Source organism: Arthrobacter sp. P1_A5 (assembly GCF_056406825.1).
The window spans coordinates 1-18,434 of the sequence record NZ_JBFTZL010000066.1; the positions used below are offsets into that span (position 1 = coordinate 1).

At 68.2% G+C, this 18,434-nt stretch carries 16 protein-coding genes; 8 read left to right on the forward strand and 8 right to left on the reverse strand.

What is annotated here, in order from left to right; genetic code table 11:
• Positions 1–79: 79 nt before the first annotated feature.
• The 6 genes from AC1D1S_RS11195 (at position 80) to AC1D1S_RS11220 (ending at position 5,942) form a co-directional block, all read left to right on the forward strand.
• Positions 80–1,546, forward strand: coding sequence for a GntP family transporter (locus tag AC1D1S_RS11195; RefSeq protein ID WP_476994459.1), 1,467 nt, complete (start codon positions 80–82; stop codon positions 1,544–1,546).
• The gene (locus AC1D1S_RS11200; RefSeq protein ID WP_476994460.1) at positions 1,546–2,442 is read left to right on the forward strand and encodes a class II fructose-bisphosphate aldolase; all 897 of its coding nucleotides are present in this window, start codon (positions 1,546–1,548) and stop codon (positions 2,440–2,442) included. The genes AC1D1S_RS11195 and AC1D1S_RS11200 overlap by 1 nt, the downstream gene beginning before the upstream one ends.
• A gap of 122 nt (positions 2,443–2,564) precedes the next feature.
• Positions 2,565–3,905, forward strand: coding sequence for an acyltransferase family protein (locus AC1D1S_RS11205; protein ID WP_476994461.1), 1,341 nt, complete (start codon positions 2,565–2,567; stop codon positions 3,903–3,905).
• Positions 3,902–4,246 carry a GNAT family N-acetyltransferase gene (locus AC1D1S_RS11210; RefSeq protein ID WP_028276599.1) on the forward strand — a complete coding sequence of 115 codons (345 nt, stop codon included), beginning with the start codon at positions 3,902–3,904 and terminating at the stop codon, positions 4,244–4,246. The genes AC1D1S_RS11205 and AC1D1S_RS11210 overlap by 4 nt, the downstream gene beginning before the upstream one ends.
• Positions 4,247–4,369: 123 nt before the next feature.
• Positions 4,370–5,134 carry a hypothetical protein gene (locus AC1D1S_RS11215; RefSeq protein WP_243178346.1) on the forward strand — a complete coding sequence of 255 codons (765 nt, stop codon included), beginning with the start codon at positions 4,370–4,372 and terminating at the stop codon, positions 5,132–5,134.
• A gap of 25 nt (positions 5,135–5,159) precedes the next feature.
• Positions 5,160–5,942: an SDR family NAD(P)-dependent oxidoreductase gene (locus AC1D1S_RS11220; RefSeq protein ID WP_476994462.1), complete on the forward strand. Its 783-nt coding sequence runs from the start codon at positions 5,160–5,162 to the stop codon at positions 5,940–5,942.
• 12 nt (positions 5,943–5,954) lie between these two features.
• On the opposite strand, the gene AC1D1S_RS11225 is transcribed toward AC1D1S_RS11220, so the two are convergent.
• Positions 5,955–7,007, reverse strand: coding sequence for an FUSC family protein (locus tag AC1D1S_RS11225; protein WP_476942676.1), 1,053 nt, complete (start codon positions 7,005–7,007; stop codon positions 5,955–5,957).
• Between the two features lie 229 nt (positions 7,008–7,236).
• Complete coding sequence (locus AC1D1S_RS11230) at positions 7,237–8,838, reverse strand: MFS transporter (protein WP_476994463.1); 1,602 nt, start codon at positions 8,836–8,838, stop codon at positions 7,237–7,239.
• A 370-nt stretch (positions 8,839–9,208) separates the two neighbouring features.
• On the opposite strand from AC1D1S_RS11230, the gene AC1D1S_RS11235 reads away from it, so the two are divergent.
• Positions 9,209–9,466 carry a hypothetical protein gene (locus tag AC1D1S_RS11235; RefSeq protein WP_028276596.1) on the forward strand — a complete coding sequence of 86 codons (258 nt, stop codon included), beginning with the start codon at positions 9,209–9,211 and terminating at the stop codon, positions 9,464–9,466.
• A gap of 25 nt (positions 9,467–9,491) precedes the next feature.
• Here AC1D1S_RS11235 and AC1D1S_RS11240 read toward each other — a convergent pair whose 3' ends face one another.
• Positions 9,492–12,044, reverse strand: a complete 2,553-nt coding sequence (locus AC1D1S_RS11240) for an ATP-dependent DNA ligase (RefSeq protein ID WP_476994467.1) — start codon at positions 12,042–12,044, stop codon at positions 9,492–9,494.
• A gap of 109 nt (positions 12,045–12,153) precedes the next feature.
• Here AC1D1S_RS11240 and ku point away from each other — a divergent pair, with 109 nt between their 5' ends.
• Complete coding sequence (gene ku, locus AC1D1S_RS11245; protein WP_476994464.1) at positions 12,154–13,152, forward strand: non-homologous end joining protein Ku; 999 nt, start codon at positions 12,154–12,156, stop codon at positions 13,150–13,152.
• Between the two features lie 35 nt (positions 13,153–13,187).
• On the opposite strand, the gene AC1D1S_RS11250 is transcribed toward ku, so the two are convergent.
• The 5 genes from AC1D1S_RS11250 to AC1D1S_RS11270 form a co-directional block, all read right to left on the reverse strand.
• Positions 13,188–13,475: a DUF7218 family protein gene (locus AC1D1S_RS11250; RefSeq protein WP_043436005.1), complete on the reverse strand. Its 288-nt coding sequence runs from the start codon at positions 13,473–13,475 to the stop codon at positions 13,188–13,190.
• A gap of 251 nt (positions 13,476–13,726) precedes the next feature.
• Positions 13,727–14,008: an HPr family phosphocarrier protein gene (locus AC1D1S_RS11255; protein WP_018774864.1), complete on the reverse strand. Its 282-nt coding sequence runs from the start codon at positions 14,006–14,008 to the stop codon at positions 13,727–13,729.
• 67 nt (positions 14,009–14,075) lie between these two features.
• Positions 14,076–16,154: a PTS fructose transporter subunit IIABC gene (locus tag AC1D1S_RS11260; protein WP_476994465.1), complete on the reverse strand. Its 2,079-nt coding sequence runs from the start codon at positions 16,152–16,154 to the stop codon at positions 14,076–14,078.
• Positions 16,155–16,156: 2 nt separating this feature from the next.
• On the reverse strand, positions 16,157–17,143 hold the full coding sequence (locus AC1D1S_RS11265) for a 1-phosphofructokinase family hexose kinase (protein WP_028276591.1): 987 nt from the start codon (positions 17,141–17,143) through the stop codon (positions 16,157–16,159).
• Positions 17,140–17,958, reverse strand: a complete 819-nt coding sequence (locus AC1D1S_RS11270) for a DeoR/GlpR family DNA-binding transcription regulator (RefSeq protein ID WP_476994466.1) — start codon at positions 17,956–17,958, stop codon at positions 17,140–17,142. The genes AC1D1S_RS11265 and AC1D1S_RS11270 overlap by 4 nt, the downstream gene beginning before the upstream one ends.
• Positions 17,959–18,434: the final 476 nt, after the last annotated feature.

The following is an 18,434-nucleotide window of genomic DNA, read 5'->3' on the forward strand; positions in this document are numbered from 1 at the left end:
GCCGTCGCCGGGTCCCCACCCCACTGTTCCCGGCGACTGACTCGTTGGGCGACTTTCCTGTCAAAGGAGACACCACTTCATGACCCCCCTGCTCAATTCCCTGATGGTGCGCGCCGCCGACGCGCCCGTCATCAAGCCGGCCGTGGAGCTGGGAACTCCGCTGCTGCTGACAATCGCGGCGGCCGGCGTCGCCCTGCTGCTGGTGATGATCATCCGCTTCAAGATCCAGGCCTTCGTGGCCCTGCTGACCGTCAGCATCCTGGTGGCCGTGGCCGCGCAGATCCCGCTCAAGGATGTGTTCACCGTGGTGGCCGCCGGGGTGGGAGGCACCATGGGCAAGGTCGCCCTCCTGATTGCGCTCGGCGCGATCCTGGGGCGGATGATCGAGGTCTCCGGCGGCGTCCAGTCCCTCGCCGACCACTTCACCGCCAAACTCGGCGCCACCCGGGTGGCCGTGGCCCTCACCGCAGTCGGTTTCCTGGTCGCGATTCCGGTGTTCTTCGAGGTCGGCATCATTGTCCTGGTGCCGGTCGTCTACGCCTTCGCTAAAATCGCCAACGTCCACCCGGTGAAGTTCGGCCTGCCCATGGCCGGCATCATGCTGGCCATCCACGTGGCCGTGCCCCCGCACCCGGGGATTGTTGCCGGCGCCGGCGTGCTCGGCGCCGACATCGGACTGATCGCCCTGATCTCGCTCACCATCTGCGTGCCGCTGGGCTTCCTGTCCTACTGGGTCGCGTCCATCATGAACCGCAAGACCTACGAGCTGCTGCCGGCCGTCAAAACCCAGGTGGACGAGTTCGGCTCCGCCACCATGGTCCGCGTTGGCCACGAGGGCCCAGGCAGCAAAGCCATCGCCCCGCCCCGTCCGGGACTGATCATCTTCCTCATCGCCACCCCGATCGTGCTGATCCTCCTCGGCACCGTCGGCACCCTGGTGATCGACAAAAACGACTTCTGGTACGGCGTCGCGGCGTTCGTGGGCAACCCCGTCTTCGCGCTGCTGGTGGCCGTTGCGCTCTGCTTCTTCCTCCTGGCCGCCCGCCGGCAGTGGTCGCTGACGGAAACCGGCGAAATCTTCGAAGGCGCGCTGCCTCCGATCGCGTCCATCCTGATGGTTGTTGCGGCAGGCGGCGTATTCGGCAGCGTCCTGCAGGTGAGCGGAATCGGCAAGGCTCTCTCCGAATCCCTCGACACGCTCGGCGTTCCGCTGCTGCTGCTTGGCTTCATCATCTCCCTCGCCCTCCGCGCAGCCCAGGGCTCGGCCACCGTCGCGATCGTCACCACGGCCGGCCTGCTCTCCTCCGCCGTCGCCGGCGGCGGATACACGCCGGCGCAGACCGCCGTGATCGTGATCGCCATCGGATTCGGCGCCCTCGGCCTCTCCCACGTGACCGACGCCGGTTTCTGGGTGGTTGTGCGCTACTACGGGCTGACCGTCGCCGACGGCCTCAGGACCTGGACCGTGCTCACCACCGTGCTGGGACTGGCAGGCTTCGCCCTGACATTCGTCGCCTGGATGCTGGTGGGGGGACTGAGCGCCTGATGCGTACCCAACTGGACACCCTGGTGACCGGCGCCCTGCAGCAAGGCTCTGCCGTTCCGGCGTTCACCTGTTACGACTTCACCACCGCGCTCGCCGTTGTGGGGGCGGCCGAGGAATCCGACCGGGGCGCCATCCTGCTGGTCGCGCCGAAGACCGCGGCAACGCCCAACGGGCTGCGGCTGATCGCCGCCCTCCGCGGACTCGCCGACGCAGCCTCGGTGCCGATTGCGGTGCAGCTGGATCATGCCACCGACCCGCAGGTGATCGCCGACGCCGTCAGTGCCGGGGCCGACTCGGTGCTGGTCGACGGGTCCTCGCTGCCGTACGAGGACAACATCGCCCTGGTCCGGAACGTCCGCGCGGCCCTGGCGGCGCAGGGCCGGGCCGACGTCGTCATTGAAGCAGAACTCGGCGGACTCGCCGGCGACGAGGACCGGGCCTTCGCGACCGACGCCGCGGATAACGCAGGCGACGCCGCAGGCAATGTGGAGTCGGACGCCCCCGCCGGGCTCACCGACTCCGCCCAGGTGGAAGACTTCGTGGCCCGCACCGGGGCGCAGCTGCTCGCCGTGGCGGTGGGCAATGTCCATGGCAAGTACAAAGGCGAGCCCCGGCTGCGCTGGGACGTGCTGCAGGACATCGCCGTGCGGACCCGGATCCCGCTGGTCCTGCACGGCGCCTCCGGCATTCCGGCCGAGGAACTGGTCAAGGCAGCCGCGATGAACGTGGGCAAGGTCAACTTCAACACCGAGCTGCGCACCGGCGTCCTGGCGGTCCTTGAGGAACAGACCACCGCCCACCGGGCCGACGGCGAGAACCTCCAGGCACTGCTGGGCCTGTGGAATGCCTCGGCCAGGACCTTCGCGGCCACAGCCCTGGCCACACTCTCGCGCTGACACTGTGACTGCCAGAGCAGTATGGCCCGCAGCCGGCGCGCATCCGGGCCATACTGCTCTGGCAGCCAGGGCGCCCCGGCCCGACAATGATGGCACCACAGCCTGCCTTCCCGAGGGGTGCCATGCTTGCGCAGCAGCGGCCAGCCGGCGACCCGGCGCCGACGCCGGACCGAGACCCGGTGATCGACCTTGTCCGCTTCTTTTGCCTGGCATTGGTGGTGGTCGCGCACACCATGATGGTGAGTCCCGTCCTGCACCCGGACGGCACCGTGACGTCCGAGAACACCTTGGGCGATCAGCACTGGTTTGAACCAGTGGTGTGGGTCTTCCAGATCATGCCGCTGTTCTTTGTGGCCGGAGGCATCACCGGGCTGCAGTCCTGGCGCCGGCTCCGCGCCAGGGGCGGCAATGCCTTCGATTTCATGCAGGCCCGGCTGCTGCGCCTGATCCGGCCGGCCGCCGTCCTGCTGGCGGTCATGTTCGTTGGCCTGTCGGCGGCCCGCCTCGCAGGGGTTGACCCTCAGGTCATCGAACTGCTCACCAGCGGAGCCGGCATGCCGCTGTGGTTCCTGGCCGCGTACCTCGCTGCGCAACTCAACCTTCCCTGGCTGGCGGCCCTCCACACCCGCGCGCCATGGCTGACCTTCGCCGGCCTCACCGCCCTGGTGGTGACGGTCGATTGCCTGCGGGGAGTGCTGCCGCTGTTGGCATACCTGAACATGCTGTTCCTGTGGTGCGCCGTGCAGCAGCTCGGATTCATCGTGGCGGATGGCCCGCGGCTGCTGCCGGGCCGGCCGGCGCACCTGGGCATCATGGTTGCCAGCAACATGCTGCTGGGGTTGATAGTCCTGCTGGGGCTGTATTCCGGGAACATGCTGGTGAACCTCAATCCGCCCAATGTGACGCTGCTGCTCCTGGGCATCTCGCAGGCCGCCGCCCTCCAGCTCTTCCGGCCGGTGCTGTCCCGGATCGCGTCCGTGGCCGGGGTGCGCCGGATGATGGGCGTGGCCGGCCGGCGGTCCATGACTGTTTATCTGTGGCATCTGCCCCTGCTGGCGGCGATGTCCGGTGTGCTGTTGCTGACGGATTTCCCGCAGCCCCCCGGGGGTAGTGCGGCCTGGTGGTGGGGGCGGCCCCTGGTGCTGTTGGGCGTCATCGCCCTGCTGCTGCCGGTGGTGGCATTGTTTGGCAGGCTGGAGGAGCAGCCGACGGCGCCCGGCCCGTCGCCGAGCCGGCCGGCGGCCGCCGTGCTGCTGGCCGCCGTCGCCGTTTTTGTCCCGGCAGTCAACGCCGCGCTCACCGGGCTCACGCCCGGGCTCCTCGGCGGGGGCGCCGCCTGCTTCGCGCTGGCCGTCGTGCTCCTGGGCCGGATTCCGGTTCGGCTCACGACGCCACCTGACGGGCAGGGCGGATCGGAACCGCCATTGCCACGCCCGCCATTAAGTGCCAATGTCGAACCATGACGGAGAACTCGGCAACCACGGAAGACACCTTCACCCCGGACGTCTCCACCACCCGGAACGACGAGCTGCACCGTTACGAACTCCGTGTCGGCGACAAGCTGGCCGTCCAGGTGCGCTTCATCGACAGGCCGGGCCATATCGACTTTATCCACACGGATACCGCAGAGCAGTTCCAGGGCCAAGGGCTCGCCAAAGTGCTGGCGCACTTCGCCCTCGATGACGTGGTTGCCTCCGGCAAGCGGATCATCCCGAATTGCCCGTTCATGTACCGCTACCTGCGCAAACATGAGTCGTACCACCAGTATGTGGACTGGCCGGAGCGGGTCCCCGAGGGAGCCTGAGCGCCTGGCCCGGGGGCCGGAACGGCGTCATGGGCCTGCCCGCTTGTGGGCAGCGGACCAACCTCGTAAAGTTTGACCAGAGTTATGCAGTTGGCTCTTGGACAGGTGACTTTGGAGTACCCCATGAACCATAAACTGCGTGTGCTTGTCCGGGTGGACGTCGATCCCGCACAGGTCACCCTCGAAATTACCGGCTGCGTTACGCAGTCTGACGCAGCAGCCCTCCTGCACATCGTGCGCCGCGCCTGCCGCCTCGAACCGGGCGCCGCCGTGGTCATCGACCTCCACGGCGCCTCCCACCTGGACCCTGAGGTGCTGCTGGACCTCCGGCGTCTCGCTGATGCCGGACGCCTGCCCGCTCCCGATGCCGTGGGCTCCGCAGAGGCCGGGCCGCTTCGTTTCGCCCTCGACGAGCCGGCGGTGCTGCCAATCTGCCTTGTGCACGTCGGCGCCGACGCCGAAGTCCTCGCCGAACTCGACACCGACTACCGCCCGGCCCCGGTCGCCGTCGCTGGGAACGGAGACAGCGAAGCTGCCGGACTGCTCGACGTCGGGCCCGGCTCCGGATCCGACTCCGGGCTGGGGGAGGCCAACAGCCCGCTGGCCGCGGAAACCGGCGGCCCCAGCGACCTTGGCTCCATCGACGGGCTGGCGCTTTCGGAGTACTTCGAGGGAACGCTGGATCCTGTGGCCACGGTCCGGGCACTGTCCGACACGGCGCTGTGCCGGCTCGCGGACGCTCTCTACCGCCACCTCGACACCAGCAGCCCGTCTTTCGGGGCGCACACCTGGTACGAGCTTGCGGCCGAAGAGCTTCAGAACCGCCACCTGCTCGATGACGGTGACCCGGCAGGGGACGAACTGGCGCAAGACACGGCCCTGGCCTGAGCCGGGACGAGACTAGGCTGTCGCTATGAACCCTCAAACAGCCTCTACATCCGGCAGCACAGCCCTGGTCACGGGCGCGACGGCAGGCCTTGGCGCCGAGTTCGCCCGCCAGCTCGCCGAGCAGGGCCACCGCGTGGTGCTCGTGGCCCGCGATGCCGGCCGCCTCGCGGCCACCGCGGCGGAGCTGGAGAACAGCTACGGGACCGCGACGGAGACGATCGCCGCGGACCTGACCGACGACGCCGGGATTGCCGCCGTCGTCGCGCGCCTCTGTGACCCCGCGCGGCCGGTGGAGATCCTGGTCAACAACGCGGGAATCGGCCTATTGCGGCCCTTCGAGGACAACGACATTGCCGAGGAGAAGAAACACCTGAAGCTCCATGTCGAAACCGCTATGGAGCTCAGTCATGCCGCCCTGCAAGGCATGCTCGGGCGCCAGTCCGGCAGGATCATCAACGTCGCCAGCGTGGCGGCCTTCCTGCCCCGCGGCACGTACTCGGCAGCGAAGGCCTGGCTGCTGAGTTTCTCGCGCTCGGCCAACATGGCCTATGCGGCGCGCGGGGTGAAGGTCACCGCCGTGTGCCCCGGCTTCACCCACACCGAGTTCCACGACCGGATGGGGATGGACAAGACGGCGACGCCGCGCTGGATGTGGCTCGAGGCCCGGCAGGTGGTCAGCGAGGGACTGGCGGACAACGCCAAGGGCAAGGCCGTCTCGATCCCCAGCAAGCGCTACAAGGTCCTGACCTCGGTTTCGCGGGTGCTGCCCTCAAAGCTCGTCGCCGGGCCGGCGCGGCGCGCCAAGTAGCCGCCGGGTACGTCAGCGGACGGCCAGGCGCCGTCGGCGGATCAGTACGACGACGGCGATCCCGACGGCGGCGCCCACCAGTGTCTCGACGGCCCGTTCGGTCACCAGTACGCCGGGATCGGCCGGCGCGGCAAGCTGTCCGACCAGCAGGATCACCGGGGTGAAGGAGACCATGGCAAGGCCGTAGTGCCGGGTCATGAACAGCTCGGTGCTGAACTGCAACACGATCACGAGGCAGACCAGGACGGCGGCCTCCTGCCCGGGGAAGGCCAGCAGCGGTGACCCCGGCCACGGGAAAAGGACCGCAGCGACCACCACGAGGCCGATCAGGGTGCCGACAATCCGGTGGATGCCGCGGTACACGCTGCTGGGCAGGTCCGCCCCGGCAAGCGGCACCGCCGCCGCGGCCATGGCCCAGTGCGGGTGGCCGCTGCCACTGAGGACCCCCAGGGTGCCGGCGCCGCCGACAGCGGTGACGTAGCGGGCGGCATGCAGCCACGCCGCCCGGCGCCCTGCCCCGCGCAGTATTATGACGTCCCGCCGCCTCCCGCGCTGCCAGGTGCGGCCGACAAACCAGCCGCCAAAGCCGACCAAGATGGAGAACGCGGCCGATCCCGCGGCGATGAGAAGGCCCGTGTGCCAGGGGGCGGCGGCGGGAACGGAGGCGCACGCGCCCAGGGCCAGGATCCCGAAGAAGGGACCGGCGGGTTTCAGGGCAGTCTTGTCCGTGAACAGCGAGCCCACGCCGGCGAACGCGGCCTCAATGATCACCAGGGCCCACGAATGAATGTGGTGGGCCGAGAGGAAGACGCCGACTCCTACGCCGGCAACCAGAAGGACAGCCGCCTGGCCTTGATGGCGGAGCCGGAGCTGGTGCGGCTCGGTGCGGCCGTACATGCCGGTCAGCGCGCCGAAAACGGCGTAGCCGGCCAGCTCGGGGCGACCGGCTGCCAGGAGCGCCAGGGACGGAACGGCCACGCTGATCGCCATCCGCCAAGCCGACACGTGGTCCTTGTTGGCCGGGGACAGGGTGTGCAGCGAACGGATGTGGTGCAGCAGGGACATCACAACCGCCTTTCCGGTTCCTGTGGTTTCAGTGGTTTCAGTGGTTCCCCGGATCCCGGGGGTTCGCGGGGGCCCCGGCGCCCGGGTGGTGCTGATAGCGGTTCGGACACGCCTAAGGCCTGCCCGGATGCGTCCCCCAACGGGTAAGCATCCGGAACAGGCCTCAAAGGGCGGGGCTGTCAGCTACGTAGCCTGGACTACTGCTGCCGGTCCGGTCGGACCGGCAGGCTTAGGCTGTGGCCGGGACTTTCTCGGCTTCCCCGCGCCCTGCGGTGGAATCGACGGCCGGTGCGACCATGGGCATGTCCATGTGCTCGAGGTCGATCAGCGGGTTCTCGTCCTGCGTCGCGACCAGCTCGCGGGCCTCAGCCTGGGTGTCCACGCTCGGCATGGAGCCGGGCAGCGGCATCTGGGCGGATTCCTTGAGGAAGTAGATCGCTACCGCGCCGATGGCCGAGGTGGCCATCAGGTAAAAGGCCGGCATCATGTCGTTGCCGGTTGCGCTGATCAGGGCGGCAACGATGAACGGCGTGGTGCCGCCGAAGATGGCCACCGAGAAGTTGTACGCGATGCCCATGGCGCCGTAACGGCTGGCCGTCGGGAACTGGGCCGGCAGGGCCGACGCCAGGTTGGCCACGTAGAACGTCACGGGGAAGGCAATCAGGGAAAGGCCGGCCAGCGTGGACCAGATTTCACCGATGCCGATCAGCAGGAAGGCGGGGGTGGCGAGGACGACGGTGCTGATGGCGCCGATCCACAGCACGGGGCGGCGGCCGATCCGGTCGGAAAGCTTGCCGGTCAGCGGGATGCAGAGGCTCATGATGACCAGCACGGGGATGGTCAGCAGCGTGCCGTGCAGCTCGTCGTAGCCCTTGGATTMCGTCAGGTACGTCGGCATGTAGGAGGTCAGTGCGTAGCCGGCGGTGTTTGCCGCCGCGACCAGGATCATCGCGACGATGAGGGAGCGCCAGTACGCCTTCACGATGCCCACCGGACCCTTGGAGGCTGTGATGTCCGAGGCGGTTGCGTCCTTGGCGAGGTTCTCCTGGGCATCCAGGGTTGCCTGGAACTGCGGGGATTCCTCGATCTTGCTCCGGAAGTACACGGCGATCAGGCCGAGCGGGCCGGCAAGGAGGAACGGGATGCGCCAGCCCCACTGCTCCATGGTGTCCTGGCCGAGGGTCAGCTGCAGCACCGAAACGAGGGCCGCGCCAAGGGCGAAACCGAGGTAGCTGCCCATGTCCAGGAAGCTGGCGAAGAATCCGCGGCGCTTGTCAGGGGCGTACTCGCTCACAAAGGTCGTGGCGCCGGCGTATTCACCGCCGGTAGAGAAGCCCTGGATAACTTTGAACAGGACCAGCAGGACCGCAGCCCAGATGCCGATCTGTGCGTAGCCGGGCAGGAGCCCGACGGCGAAGGTGCTGGCGGCCATGATCATCAGGGTCGCGGCGAGGACCTTCTGGCGGCCGATCTTGTCGCCAAGCCAGCCGAACACGACTCCGCCGAGGGGGCGGGCGATGAAGGTGGCGGCGAATGTTCCGAGCAGGAACAGGGTCTGGACGGACTTGTCCGCCTCCGGCAGGAACACCGGTCCCATGGTGGTGATCAGGTAGCCGAACACGCCGACGTCGTACCACTCCATGGTGTTACCCACGATGGTGCCGCCGAGTGCCTTCTTGAGCATCGGCTGATCGACAACGTTGACGTCGGACTCGCGGAGTCGACGGCGACGTAGCTTCGGTTTCTTCACACCCTTGGGTGCGCCTTGGTTGGTTCTGCTGGCGTCGATGACGCCTGCTGAAGAGTCGGTCATGCTTCGGTCTGTGGGCATTTGGGAAGCTCCTAGGGAGATCATTTGCTTGCGACTTGTAGCTGCCCCGCTCTGGGCAGGCTTTCAATTTTACGGGAATTCTCTGGAGTTTCCGAGTTGTGTGCCGTATGATCGCCCATTTCGGGTGCAAATTGAGGGCAATTCACTAATTTCTTTTGCCCGCTTTCACCGCGCGGATACTGGGAACCGGCCATCCCCGCGGCGCCGGGCCCAAAATTTTCCGCGCCAGCCCTCGATTGCTGGGGTTTCCGACGGGATTCGGGCCGCCGGAAAGTCAGACGGCGGGCGCTACAGACATCTCCCCGGGGCAGTCCTACGATTGATGGACACTTCATTTCACAGCGGTTAATTACAGCGGAAAGGAAGATCAATGGCGGATCATCAGTTCGGAGAAGAAATCGAGCCCGAGGTCGCGAGCCATCTGGCGCAGTCCATGGCTGAAGCCCCGGGACCCGAGGCCCTGCACCACGCTCCCCCCGGGCCCGGCCAAGGACAGCAATGGCCGGACGGCAGCGGTAAGCAGCGGCACCCCAAGGACCGCGACAGCGCCCGCGGGCGGCAGGGCCAGCAGGTGGCCGCCGGCGCCATGCACCGGCAAAGCCGTCCGCAGCTGCCCCACCACGACTAGCCCCATCATCGCTGGCCCCACACGGCTAGGGGCCGGCGGCAGGGTCTGCCACGACGTCGGCTGGCGCCTTATCCAGGCGCCAGCCGCGCCACACCGGGTGCCGGAGCTTCCCGCTGCCGGTCCATTCTCCGAAGGTGACCTCGCCGACGAGTTTTGCGCTCACCCAGTTGGCGTCTGCCGCGTCAGCGTCCGGCACGTCCCGGAACGGGGAGGTCTTCCGTGGCAGGGCGTCGAGTTGTTGCCTGAGTTCCTTGAGTTCGCGGGTGCTGAAGCCGCTGCCCACCCGGCCCACATACCGTAGTTTCGAGCCGTCCGGAATCCCCAGCAGCAGCGAGCCCACGGATTCCCGGCGGCCCCCTTTCCCGGGCCGCCAGCCGCCCACCACCACCTCCTGGGTCCGTTCAACCTTGAGCTTGAGCCAGGACCGGCTGCGCTGGCCGACGTAGCGCCCGTCCGTGCGCTTGGCCATGACCCCCTCGAGGCCGAGCTCGGCGGCGCTTTCCAGGATGTGCGCGACGTCGCCATCGATCACGCCGGAAAGCTCCACCGGGGCGGCGGAAGGGCGGAAGAACTGCTCCAGCCGGCGGCGCCGCCCACTCAGCGGCTGGCGCCGCAGGTCCTCGCCGGCGTCGAAGAGCAGATCGAACAGCATCAGCCGCACGGGCGTCGACTGCTGCGCCCGGGCGACGTCGGCGGCCCTGCTCAGTTTCATCCGGCCCTGCAGCAGCCCGAAGTCGGGCCGGCCGGAGCGGCCGACGGCGATGATCTCGCCGTCGGCGACGAAGCCCTGCTCCGGCCAGCAGGACCGGTCCGTCAGCTCGGGGTAGCTCACTGACATGTCGATGCCGTTGCGGCTGATGAGCCGGACCGCCGTTGCGTCGCCGATCACCAGGGCCCGCACCCCGTCCCACTTGAGCTCGATCTGCCAGTCCAGCTCCGGTAGGTCCGCCAGGGTCCCGGATGTGGCCAGCATCGGGCTGAATCCGGAGGCGTCGGGGGCACGTTCGTTGCCGGCGGCGGTTTCCGCTCCGCCCTCGCGGTGGCCGCGGCCGTCCGCTGAGCCGTCCTCCCCGCCGTCGTCCGCTGCCTCGTCGGTGTCTTTATCCGTATTGTCCGCTGTGCCGGCCGGGCGCCGCGGACCGGGACGGCCTTGCGGGGCCGCCGGGTCCATCAGGTGGATCAGCCACTGGTCATCGGCCCGGCCGGTGTGGATCAGGGCGAACCTGCGCGGTCCGCCGAGGCCGCCGCCCTCCGCGCCGGTCAGGGTGGCGATGACCTCCTTGCCCGCGATCCATTTTTCGCATTCGTAGTGTCCGTGGTCCCAGATGCTGACCGTCCCGGCGCCGTACTGGCCCTTGGGAATGTCACCCTCGAAGTCGGCGTAGTCAAGCGGGTGGTCTTCGGTCTGGACCGCGAGGTGGTTCTTGGTTTTGCTGGTCGGGACGCCCTTGGGCAGTGCCCAGGACACCAGCACGCCGTCGCGTTCCAGCCGGAAGTCGTAGTGGAGCCGGCTGGCGTGGTGCTCCTGGATAACGAACTTCTCCTGCCGTGTCCCACCGTCGTCCCCGGCGTGGTGCCGGTCCGCGGTGAAGGGCTCGGGAGTGGCCGCCCTGTCCCGTTTGGTGCGGTACTTTTCCAGCCGCGGATCGGTGTCGCCGCCGTCGCCGGCCGGCTCGGGAGGGATTTCGGCCCGTCCGCTGAGCCGGTGGTCCGACTGGCGGTCCGGCGCGTGCGCCGCCGGGGCTCCGGCGCCGTGCCGGCCGCCGGAAACCGCGGCGAACGGATCCTGGCCGGCTGCGACGCGCTTCATCACCTCCTGGTAATCCAGCTGGTGCAGGGACGCGGAACTGAGTTCCCGCCATGTGCGCGGGGCGGCCACCGTCGGCCGGAGCCGGCCGCGCAGTGAGTACGGCACGATGGTGGTCTTGGCGGCGTTGTTCTGGCTCCAGTCCACCAGCACCTTGCCCGTGCGCAGGGTCTTTTTCATGTCGCTGACGGCGAGATCCGGGTGGTCTGCCTCGAGCGAGCGGGCCAGTTCGCGGGCGAAGTCGGAAATCCGGTCCGAGCTCTGGGACCCGTCCAGGGCCGCGTAGAGGTGGATGCCCTTGCTGCCGCTCGTCACCGGCACGGGGTCCAGGCCAACGTCCTGCAGGATGGTGCGGGCCAGCCTGGCCACCTCCACGCACTCCGCAAGTCCCGCGCCTTCGCCCGGGTCCAGGTCCAGCACCAGCCGGTCGGGCGGCATGGCGTTTCCGTGGGAGTCAACCCGCCACTGCGGCACGTGGATCTCCAGGGCCGCGATCTGGGCCAGCCAGGTGAGGGTGGCGGGATCATTGACCAGGGGGTATTGGATGGTCCGGTCCTTGTGCGTGATGGCGGCACGGGGCACCCAGCCGGGGGTTGAATGGTCCAGGTTCTTCTGGAAGAACATCTCCCCGGGGGCATCGGCGGTCCCGACGCCGTGGACCCAGCGCTTGCGCGTGGCCGGCCGGTTGCGGGCGGCGGGGATCAGCACCGGCGCGACGGCGGCGTAGTAGGCCAGGACGTCGGCCTTGGTGGTGCCCGTCTCCGGGTACATGATTTTTTCCAGGTTGGTGAGCACCAGTTCGCGCCCGTCCACGCGGACGCGTTCCTTACCGTTGGGCAAAACCCTTCACCTCCGCGCAACTGTGATGTTCACTTGATCCATGAGAGCCATCTGGAAAGGCGCAATAGCGTTCGGGCTGGTCAACGTGCCGGTCAAGGTCTACAGCGCCACCGAGGACCACGACATCAGCCTCCACCAGGTCCACAACGCCGACGGCGGCCGGATCCGCTACCAGCGCCGTTGCGAGGTCTGCAGCAAGGTCATCGACTACGAGGACATCGACAAGGCCTACGAGGACGACGGCCGCACGGTGGTCCTGACGCGCGACGAGCTCAAGTCCATCCCGGCGGAAAACAGCCACGAAATCGAAGTGGTCCAGTTCGTTCCGGTCGACCAGCTCGATCCGATGATGTTTGAAAAGAGCTACTACCTTGAACCCGACTCCAAGTCGCCCAAGGCCTACGTGCTGCTGCGGCGCGCCCTCGAGGACACGGACCGGGTGGCAATTGTGCAGTTCGCGCTGCGGGACAAGACCCGGCTTGGCGCGCTGAGGATTCGTGACGAGGTCCTGGTGCTGCAGTCGCTGCTGTGGGCTGACGAGGTCCGCGAGGCCAGCTTTCCCGCACTCGAGACCTCCATCCGGATCTCGGCGCAGGAACGCGAGATGTCCGCGGCCCTGGTTGACTCGATGGCCTCCGACTTTGAGCCGGACCAGTTCACGGACGATTACCAGGAGCAGTTGCGCCAGCTGATTGAGGCCAAGCTGGACAAGGGGGAGTCGCTGGACACGGAGGAGACCTTCGGCGCCCCCGCCGAGGCCGGCGAGGGCGAAGTTATCGACCTGATGGAAGCCCTCAAGCGCAGCATCGAGAAAAAGCGCGGCGGTGGGCCGGCGGAGACTCCTGCCGGGGACTCCGGTTCTGCTGCCAAGGCCGCCCCGAGGACCTCCGCCACGACGGCGGCAGCCAAGTCCACAGGCACTAAATCCACGGCCGCCAAGACGGCGGCAACCACGACTGGTTCCAAGGCAGCGACGGCTTCCAAGACTGAAGCGGCGCCTAAAGTGACGGCGTCGAAGACGGCGCGAAAGCGTGCCTGAGCCCGGATGCCGGCCGGCGCCGTCGTACACGTTAATCAGGAGTTCCGCAGGGCGGAGATGAGCTCGCTCTTCTTCTTGGCCGAGTAGCCTTTGAGACCGATCTCCTTGGCGCGTGCCTTCAGCTGCGGCACCGTCCAGTCCTCGTAGTCTCCGGCCTTGCCGCCCTTGCGGCCGACCGAGGAACGGCCCCGCTTGGCGGCGGCGTTGGAGATCCTGGCGGCTTTTTGCTTGGAGGCGCCGTCCTCGAGCAACTTCTCATAGAGCTCGGGGTCCTTGATGCTGGGGCTCTCTGAGCCTTGGGGCTCGCCTTTCTTCGTTGGCATGGCTGCGCGATCATCTCCTTCGGCCGGGAACCACATGGGCGGCGGCCCGCGGTCGGTGCCGTCGGGGATTCCAAACTAGCCGCGCCGCGGGGCCGTGACAAGCATTTGCTAAGGCCCCTTATAAAAGTTGCCCTGACGGTCCGCCGCCAGGCAAAGCGGCAGGCAACGCGAAGGCCCGGCCGGCCCCTGATCGGGGGGCGGCCGGGCCAACTGAAGCTGCCGGTGTTCCGGCGCGGGGCCGGAAGGTGAGGCTATTCGGCGTCGTGATCCGTCTCAAGGATCTGCACGAGGCGGTCAAGTGCGGCGTCGGCGCCTTCACCTTCGGCACGCAACACCACAACTTCGCCGTGCGATGCGCCAAGGCTCATCAGCGACAGGATGCTGGCGGCGTCCATCGCCTCGTCCTCGGGCTCGCCCAGCCGGGCAATCGTGATCTCGAGGTTGTCGAACTCGCCTGCAGCCTCGGCGAAGATGGCGGCCGGACGGGCGTGCAGCCCGACCCGGCTGGCAATGGTGGCGTTACGTTCGGTCATTTCTGCTCCTTGAAGTCAGCTTGGGTGTTTGTCAGCTGTGAGTATCTGCTGGGAAAAGCGTCCTGGTTCAGGCGGCTACGGGAACCGTTTCCACCGTATCAACCGGCTTCTTGACTGCCCAGCGCTTGAGCCCGATCACGGCGAAGGCGCCGACAACGGTACCGGCCGCAATGGCGATGCAGAACCACAGGAACGAATCGATCGCGAAGAAGACGAAGATTCCGCCGTGGGGGGCCTTCGAGCCCACGCCGGCCGCCATCGAGATGGCACCGGTCACGGCGCCGCCGAGCATGCTGGCGGGGATGACGCGGAGCGGGTCCGCGGCGGCGAACGGGATGGCGCCTTCGGTGATGAAGGAGGCCCCCAGCAGCCAGGCAGCCTTGCCGTTTTCCTGTTCCGCAAGGCTGAAGAGCCTCTTGTTCAGCACGGTCGCGGCCAGTGCCATGGCCAGCGGCGGGACCATGCCGGCGGCCATGACGGCCGCCATGATCTGCCACGGGGCCTGGTTGGTGATGGAGGCTGCGCCCAGGCCGGCGACTGCGAAGGAATAGGCAACCTTGTTGACGGGACCGCCGAGGTCGAAGCACATCATCAGGCCCAGGATGACGCCCAGGGCGATGGCGCTGGCACCGGTGAGGCCGGACAAGAACTCGTTGAGCCCGACAGTGACCCGGGCGATGTAAGCGCCCAGGAACACGAACAACAGGCCCGACGCCGCGAGCGACGCCACGAGCGGGATAACGACCACCGGCATCAGGCCGCGCAGCCAGCGGGCCACGTTGAGCTTGCCGATCGAATGGGCCACGTAGCCGGCGATCAGGCCGCCCACGATACCGCCGAGGAACCCGGCACCCATGAAGACGGCAACGGCGCCGGAAACGAAGCCCGGGGCGATGCCGGGCCGGTCAGCAATGGCGTAGGCGATGTAGCCGGCCAGCGCGGGTACGAGGAAGCCCAGGGACAGGGCGCCGATCTTGAAGAGCACGGCCCCCAGGTAGGCGCCCAGCGGGCCCCAGGCCAGTTCCGGGTACGCGGTGGGCAAGTTCGTGAGGCTGTTCTCCGCCAGGATCTTGTCCGCGAAGGCGGTGATGTTGTAGCCACCCAGCAGGAAGCCGAGGGCGATCAGCAGGCCGCCGCCAGCCACGAACGGGATCATGTAGCTGACACCGGTCAGGAGGGCCTTCTTCAGCTTCGTGCCAATGTGCTCACTCTTTTCCTCGGCGGCCATCTCGGCCTGCTCCTCGGCGCCGAAGTGGGGCACGCGGTGGGCGTGCGGGTTGTCCGCGGCGGCGAGAGCCTCGGCGACCATCTTGTCCGGTTCGTCGATGCCGCGCTTGACCGGCGCGTTGATCACCGGCATGCCGGCGAAGCGCTCCTTGCCGCGCACGTCGACGTCCACGGCGAAGATCACGGCATCGGCGGCGGCGATCACGGCGGGGTCGAGGGCCTTGGCGCCGGAGGATCCCTGGGTTTCGACCTGCAGGTCCACGCCGACTTCCTTGGCCGCGGCGACGAGCGAGTCGGCGGCCATGTAGGTGTGGGCGATGCCGGTGGGGCACGCGGTGACGGCGACGAGGCGCTTGGGCCCCTTGGCCTTCGCCGCGCCGGCACCTTCACCGGTTGCGGCCGCCGCGGCTGAGGCGCCGGCCGCGGATGCGGCGCCGGTCGCTTCGGCAGCGGTGTGGGCGGCCGGCTTGTCCGCCAGGGCGGCGTCGACGAGGTCGACAATTTCCGCCTGGGAGGTCGCGGCGCGCAGGCTGGCCGTGAAGTCCTTTTTGATCAGCGACCGAGCCAGCTTCGAAAGCAGCTTCAAGTGGTCCTGGTCCGCGCCCTCGGGAGCGGCGATGAAGAAGATGATGTCTGCGGGCCCGTCCTTGGCGCCGAAGTCGACCGGCTGGGACAGCCGCGCCATCGCCAGGGTGGGTTCGGTGACCGCCGTCGAGCGGCAGTGCGGGATCGCGATGCCGCCCGGGACGCCCGTGGCGGTCTTGGATTCCCGGGCGAAGGCGTCGGCGAAAAGCCCTTCGGCCTCGGTGGCGCGTCCGGTGGCTGCAACCCTGCCTGCCAGATGCCGGATCACGTCCTCGGGCGAGCTGCCCAGATTCTGGTCGAGCTCGACCAGTTCGGTAGTAATGAGCTGTGTCACTGTCAATCCTTCCGGAGGGCCGTGATGGTTACGGCATCAGGGGTGGTTTGGTTGACTGCCGGGACAGTGGAGCCAGGCAGGGAAGCGGCGGCGGCACCATGGGCCACCGCCTGACGGAGGCAATCGACCGGGGCGGCGCCCTGGCTGGATGCGAGCAGGTATCCGGCCAGCGAGGAATCGCCGGCGCCGACAGTGCTGACCGCGGTGACCGGCGGGTGCGTGGCCAGCCACGCGCCGTCGGCCGTCACAAGAACGGCACCCTTGGAGCCGAGGGTGGCCAGTACGGCACCCACTCCGGAGCGCACGACGGCGGAGGCGGCAGCTGCTGCAGCCTCCGGGTCCGCTTCGAGCTCCTCGGCGGACTTGTTCGTGGCGAAACCGGCTGCGGCAGCCAGTTCCACCAGTTCCTCGGCGTTGGGTTTCAAGAGGTCCGGTTTTCCCGAGGTGTCGCCGGAGACCGCTGCGGCGAGGGGTTCGCCGGATGAATCGACGGCGACCCGTGGTGCGGCCTCGCCGTCGAACAGGGACCGCAGCCGCCGGGTGACGGTTGCGTAGAAGTCGGCCGGGACCCCGGGTGGGAGCGAGCCGGCCAGGACTACCCAGGCGGCACCGCGGGCGTGGTCCAGCAGCAGGCTGATCAGGGCCTCCTGCTGCTCCTCGCTGAGCGCCGGTCCGGGTTCGTTGATCTTGGTGGTGACGCCGCCGGGCTCGGTGAGGGCCACGTTGCTGCGCAGCGGCTCGCCAATCGGCAGGGCCGCGAACGGAACGTCGGTCTCCCGCAGGCCGGTGAGGACGGGGTCGGCCTCGGCGCCGGGGAGAACGGCGACTGTCTTCAGCCCCGACGCGACGAGTGCGCGGGAGACGTTGACTCCCTTGCCGCCGGATTCCTGGCGGACGGAGATGGCCCGCTGAACTTCCCCGCGGAGGAGGGGGCCGGGCAGCGCCACGGTGCGGTCCAGGCTGGGGTTGGCGGTGAGGGTGACAATCACGCGACCACCACCTCCACTCCGGCTTCCGCAAGGGCGTCGGCGAGTTCCCGGCTGGGTTGCGAGTCTGTGATCACGGTGTCCAGATCTTTCAACGAGGCGAACTGGACCAGCGTTTCGGCGTCCAGCTTGGAGGAGTCAGCCAGCACCACAATGCGGCGCGCTGATTGGACGAAGGCAGCCTTGACAGCGGCTTCTTCAGGATCGGGTGTGCTCAGCCCGAAGGCTGCATGGATGCCGTTGGTGCCGATGAAGGCGATGTCCGGGCGGATCCGGCGGGCGGCTTCCACCGTGGACTGGCCGACGGCGGCCTGGGTCAGGCCGCGGACCTTGCCGCCGAGCAGGTGCAGGGCGATCCCGGGTCCGCCGGACAGCCGGGACGCGATGGGCAGGGCGTGGGTGATGACGACGAGTTCGGCGTCGGACCCAGATGCCGGAACGGTGCCCTGTGCGGCGGCTCCGGCGGCCCGGGCGGACAGGAGTTCGGCGAGGGCCTCCGTGGTGGAGCCGGCGTCGATCAGGATGCTGCCGGTGAGGCCCTGGGGAATGAGGGCCAGGGCGGCCTCGGCGATCCGGGTCTTTTCGGGCTGCCGCTGGACGGTCCGTTCCAGGATGCTTTCTTCCGTGGTGCTGAAGCGGTCCGGGGAGACCGCGCCGCCGTGCACCCGGCGGACGCTGCCGGAGGCTTCCAGGGCGGCGAGGTCCCGGCGGATGGTTTCGGTGGTGATGCTGAAGCGCTCGGCCAGGTCCGTGACGCTGGCCCGGCCGCTGGCGTAGATGAGCCCCACGATCAGCTGCTGGCGTTCTTCGGCGAACACTTACCCTCCATTGCGTACTGCGTCTGACTTGGCTTTCGTTCTTGCCGTGCGTTGGGCTGGAAATGCGCCCCGGCCGCTTCGGTGACTCCCGTCACATGAAGTGGAATTGTTTGACTTTATCTTTGTTCTTGTTGGTTTGTCAATGAAAAACCACATGAACGCAGAAGGGTGGGCGTTCGCCGCGGGACATGCCCAGTGTTCGGGCCGGGCGCCGGGGGACATGTCCAGTGTTCGGGCCGGGGAGTGGGCACTTGGGGGATATGTCCAGGGGCCGCTGCGGGGGCTGGGCATGTGCTGCGCTTGGGGTGGTTGTGGACCCGGATGGCGGAAGCCGGGCCCGACCTCGAGGTCCGGCCCGGCTTCCGGGTCGTTGGATTCCGCGCCGCTTAGTGGGTGCGGGGAAATCTCAGATGCCTGCGTCGCGGCTCTCATTGCGGGTGATGGTCTCGCCGGTGTTGGGGTCCACTACCGTGCGG

Coding starts and splice junctions, on each gene's coding strand:
- AC1D1S_RS11200 (WP_476994460.1), top strand. CDS start 1,546: ATGCGTACCCAACTGGACACCCTGGTGACCGGCGCCCTGCAGCAAGGC.
- AC1D1S_RS11255 (WP_018774864.1), bottom strand. CDS start 14,008: ATGACCGAACGTAACGCCACCATTGCCAGCCGGGTCGGGCTGCACGCC.
- AC1D1S_RS11205 (WP_476994461.1), top strand. CDS start 2,565: ATGCTTGCGCAGCAGCGGCCAGCCGGCGACCCGGCGCCGACGCCGGAC.
- AC1D1S_RS11235 (WP_028276596.1), top strand. CDS start 9,209: ATGGCGGATCATCAGTTCGGAGAAGAAATCGAGCCCGAGGTCGCGAGC.
- AC1D1S_RS11210 (WP_028276599.1), top strand. CDS start 3,902: ATGACGGAGAACTCGGCAACCACGGAAGACACCTTCACCCCGGACGTC.
- AC1D1S_RS11195 (WP_476994459.1), top strand. CDS start 80: ATGACCCCCCTGCTCAATTCCCTGATGGTGCGCGCCGCCGACGCGCCC.
- AC1D1S_RS11240 (WP_476994467.1), bottom strand. CDS start 12,044: ATGTACCCGGAGACGGGCACCACCAAGGCCGACGTCCTGGCCTACTAC.
- AC1D1S_RS11225 (WP_476942676.1), bottom strand. CDS start 7,007: ATGTCCCTGCTGCACCACATCCGTTCGCTGCACACCCTGTCCCCGGCC.
- AC1D1S_RS11220 (WP_476994462.1), top strand. CDS start 5,160: ATGAACCCTCAAACAGCCTCTACATCCGGCAGCACAGCCCTGGTCACG.
- AC1D1S_RS11215 (WP_243178346.1), top strand. CDS start 4,370: ATGAACCATAAACTGCGTGTGCTTGTCCGGGTGGACGTCGATCCCGCA.
- ku (WP_476994464.1), top strand. CDS start 12,154: ATGAGAGCCATCTGGAAAGGCGCAATAGCGTTCGGGCTGGTCAACGTG.
- AC1D1S_RS11250 (WP_043436005.1), bottom strand. CDS start 13,475: ATGCCAACGAAGAAAGGCGAGCCCCAAGGCTCAGAGAGCCCCAGCATC.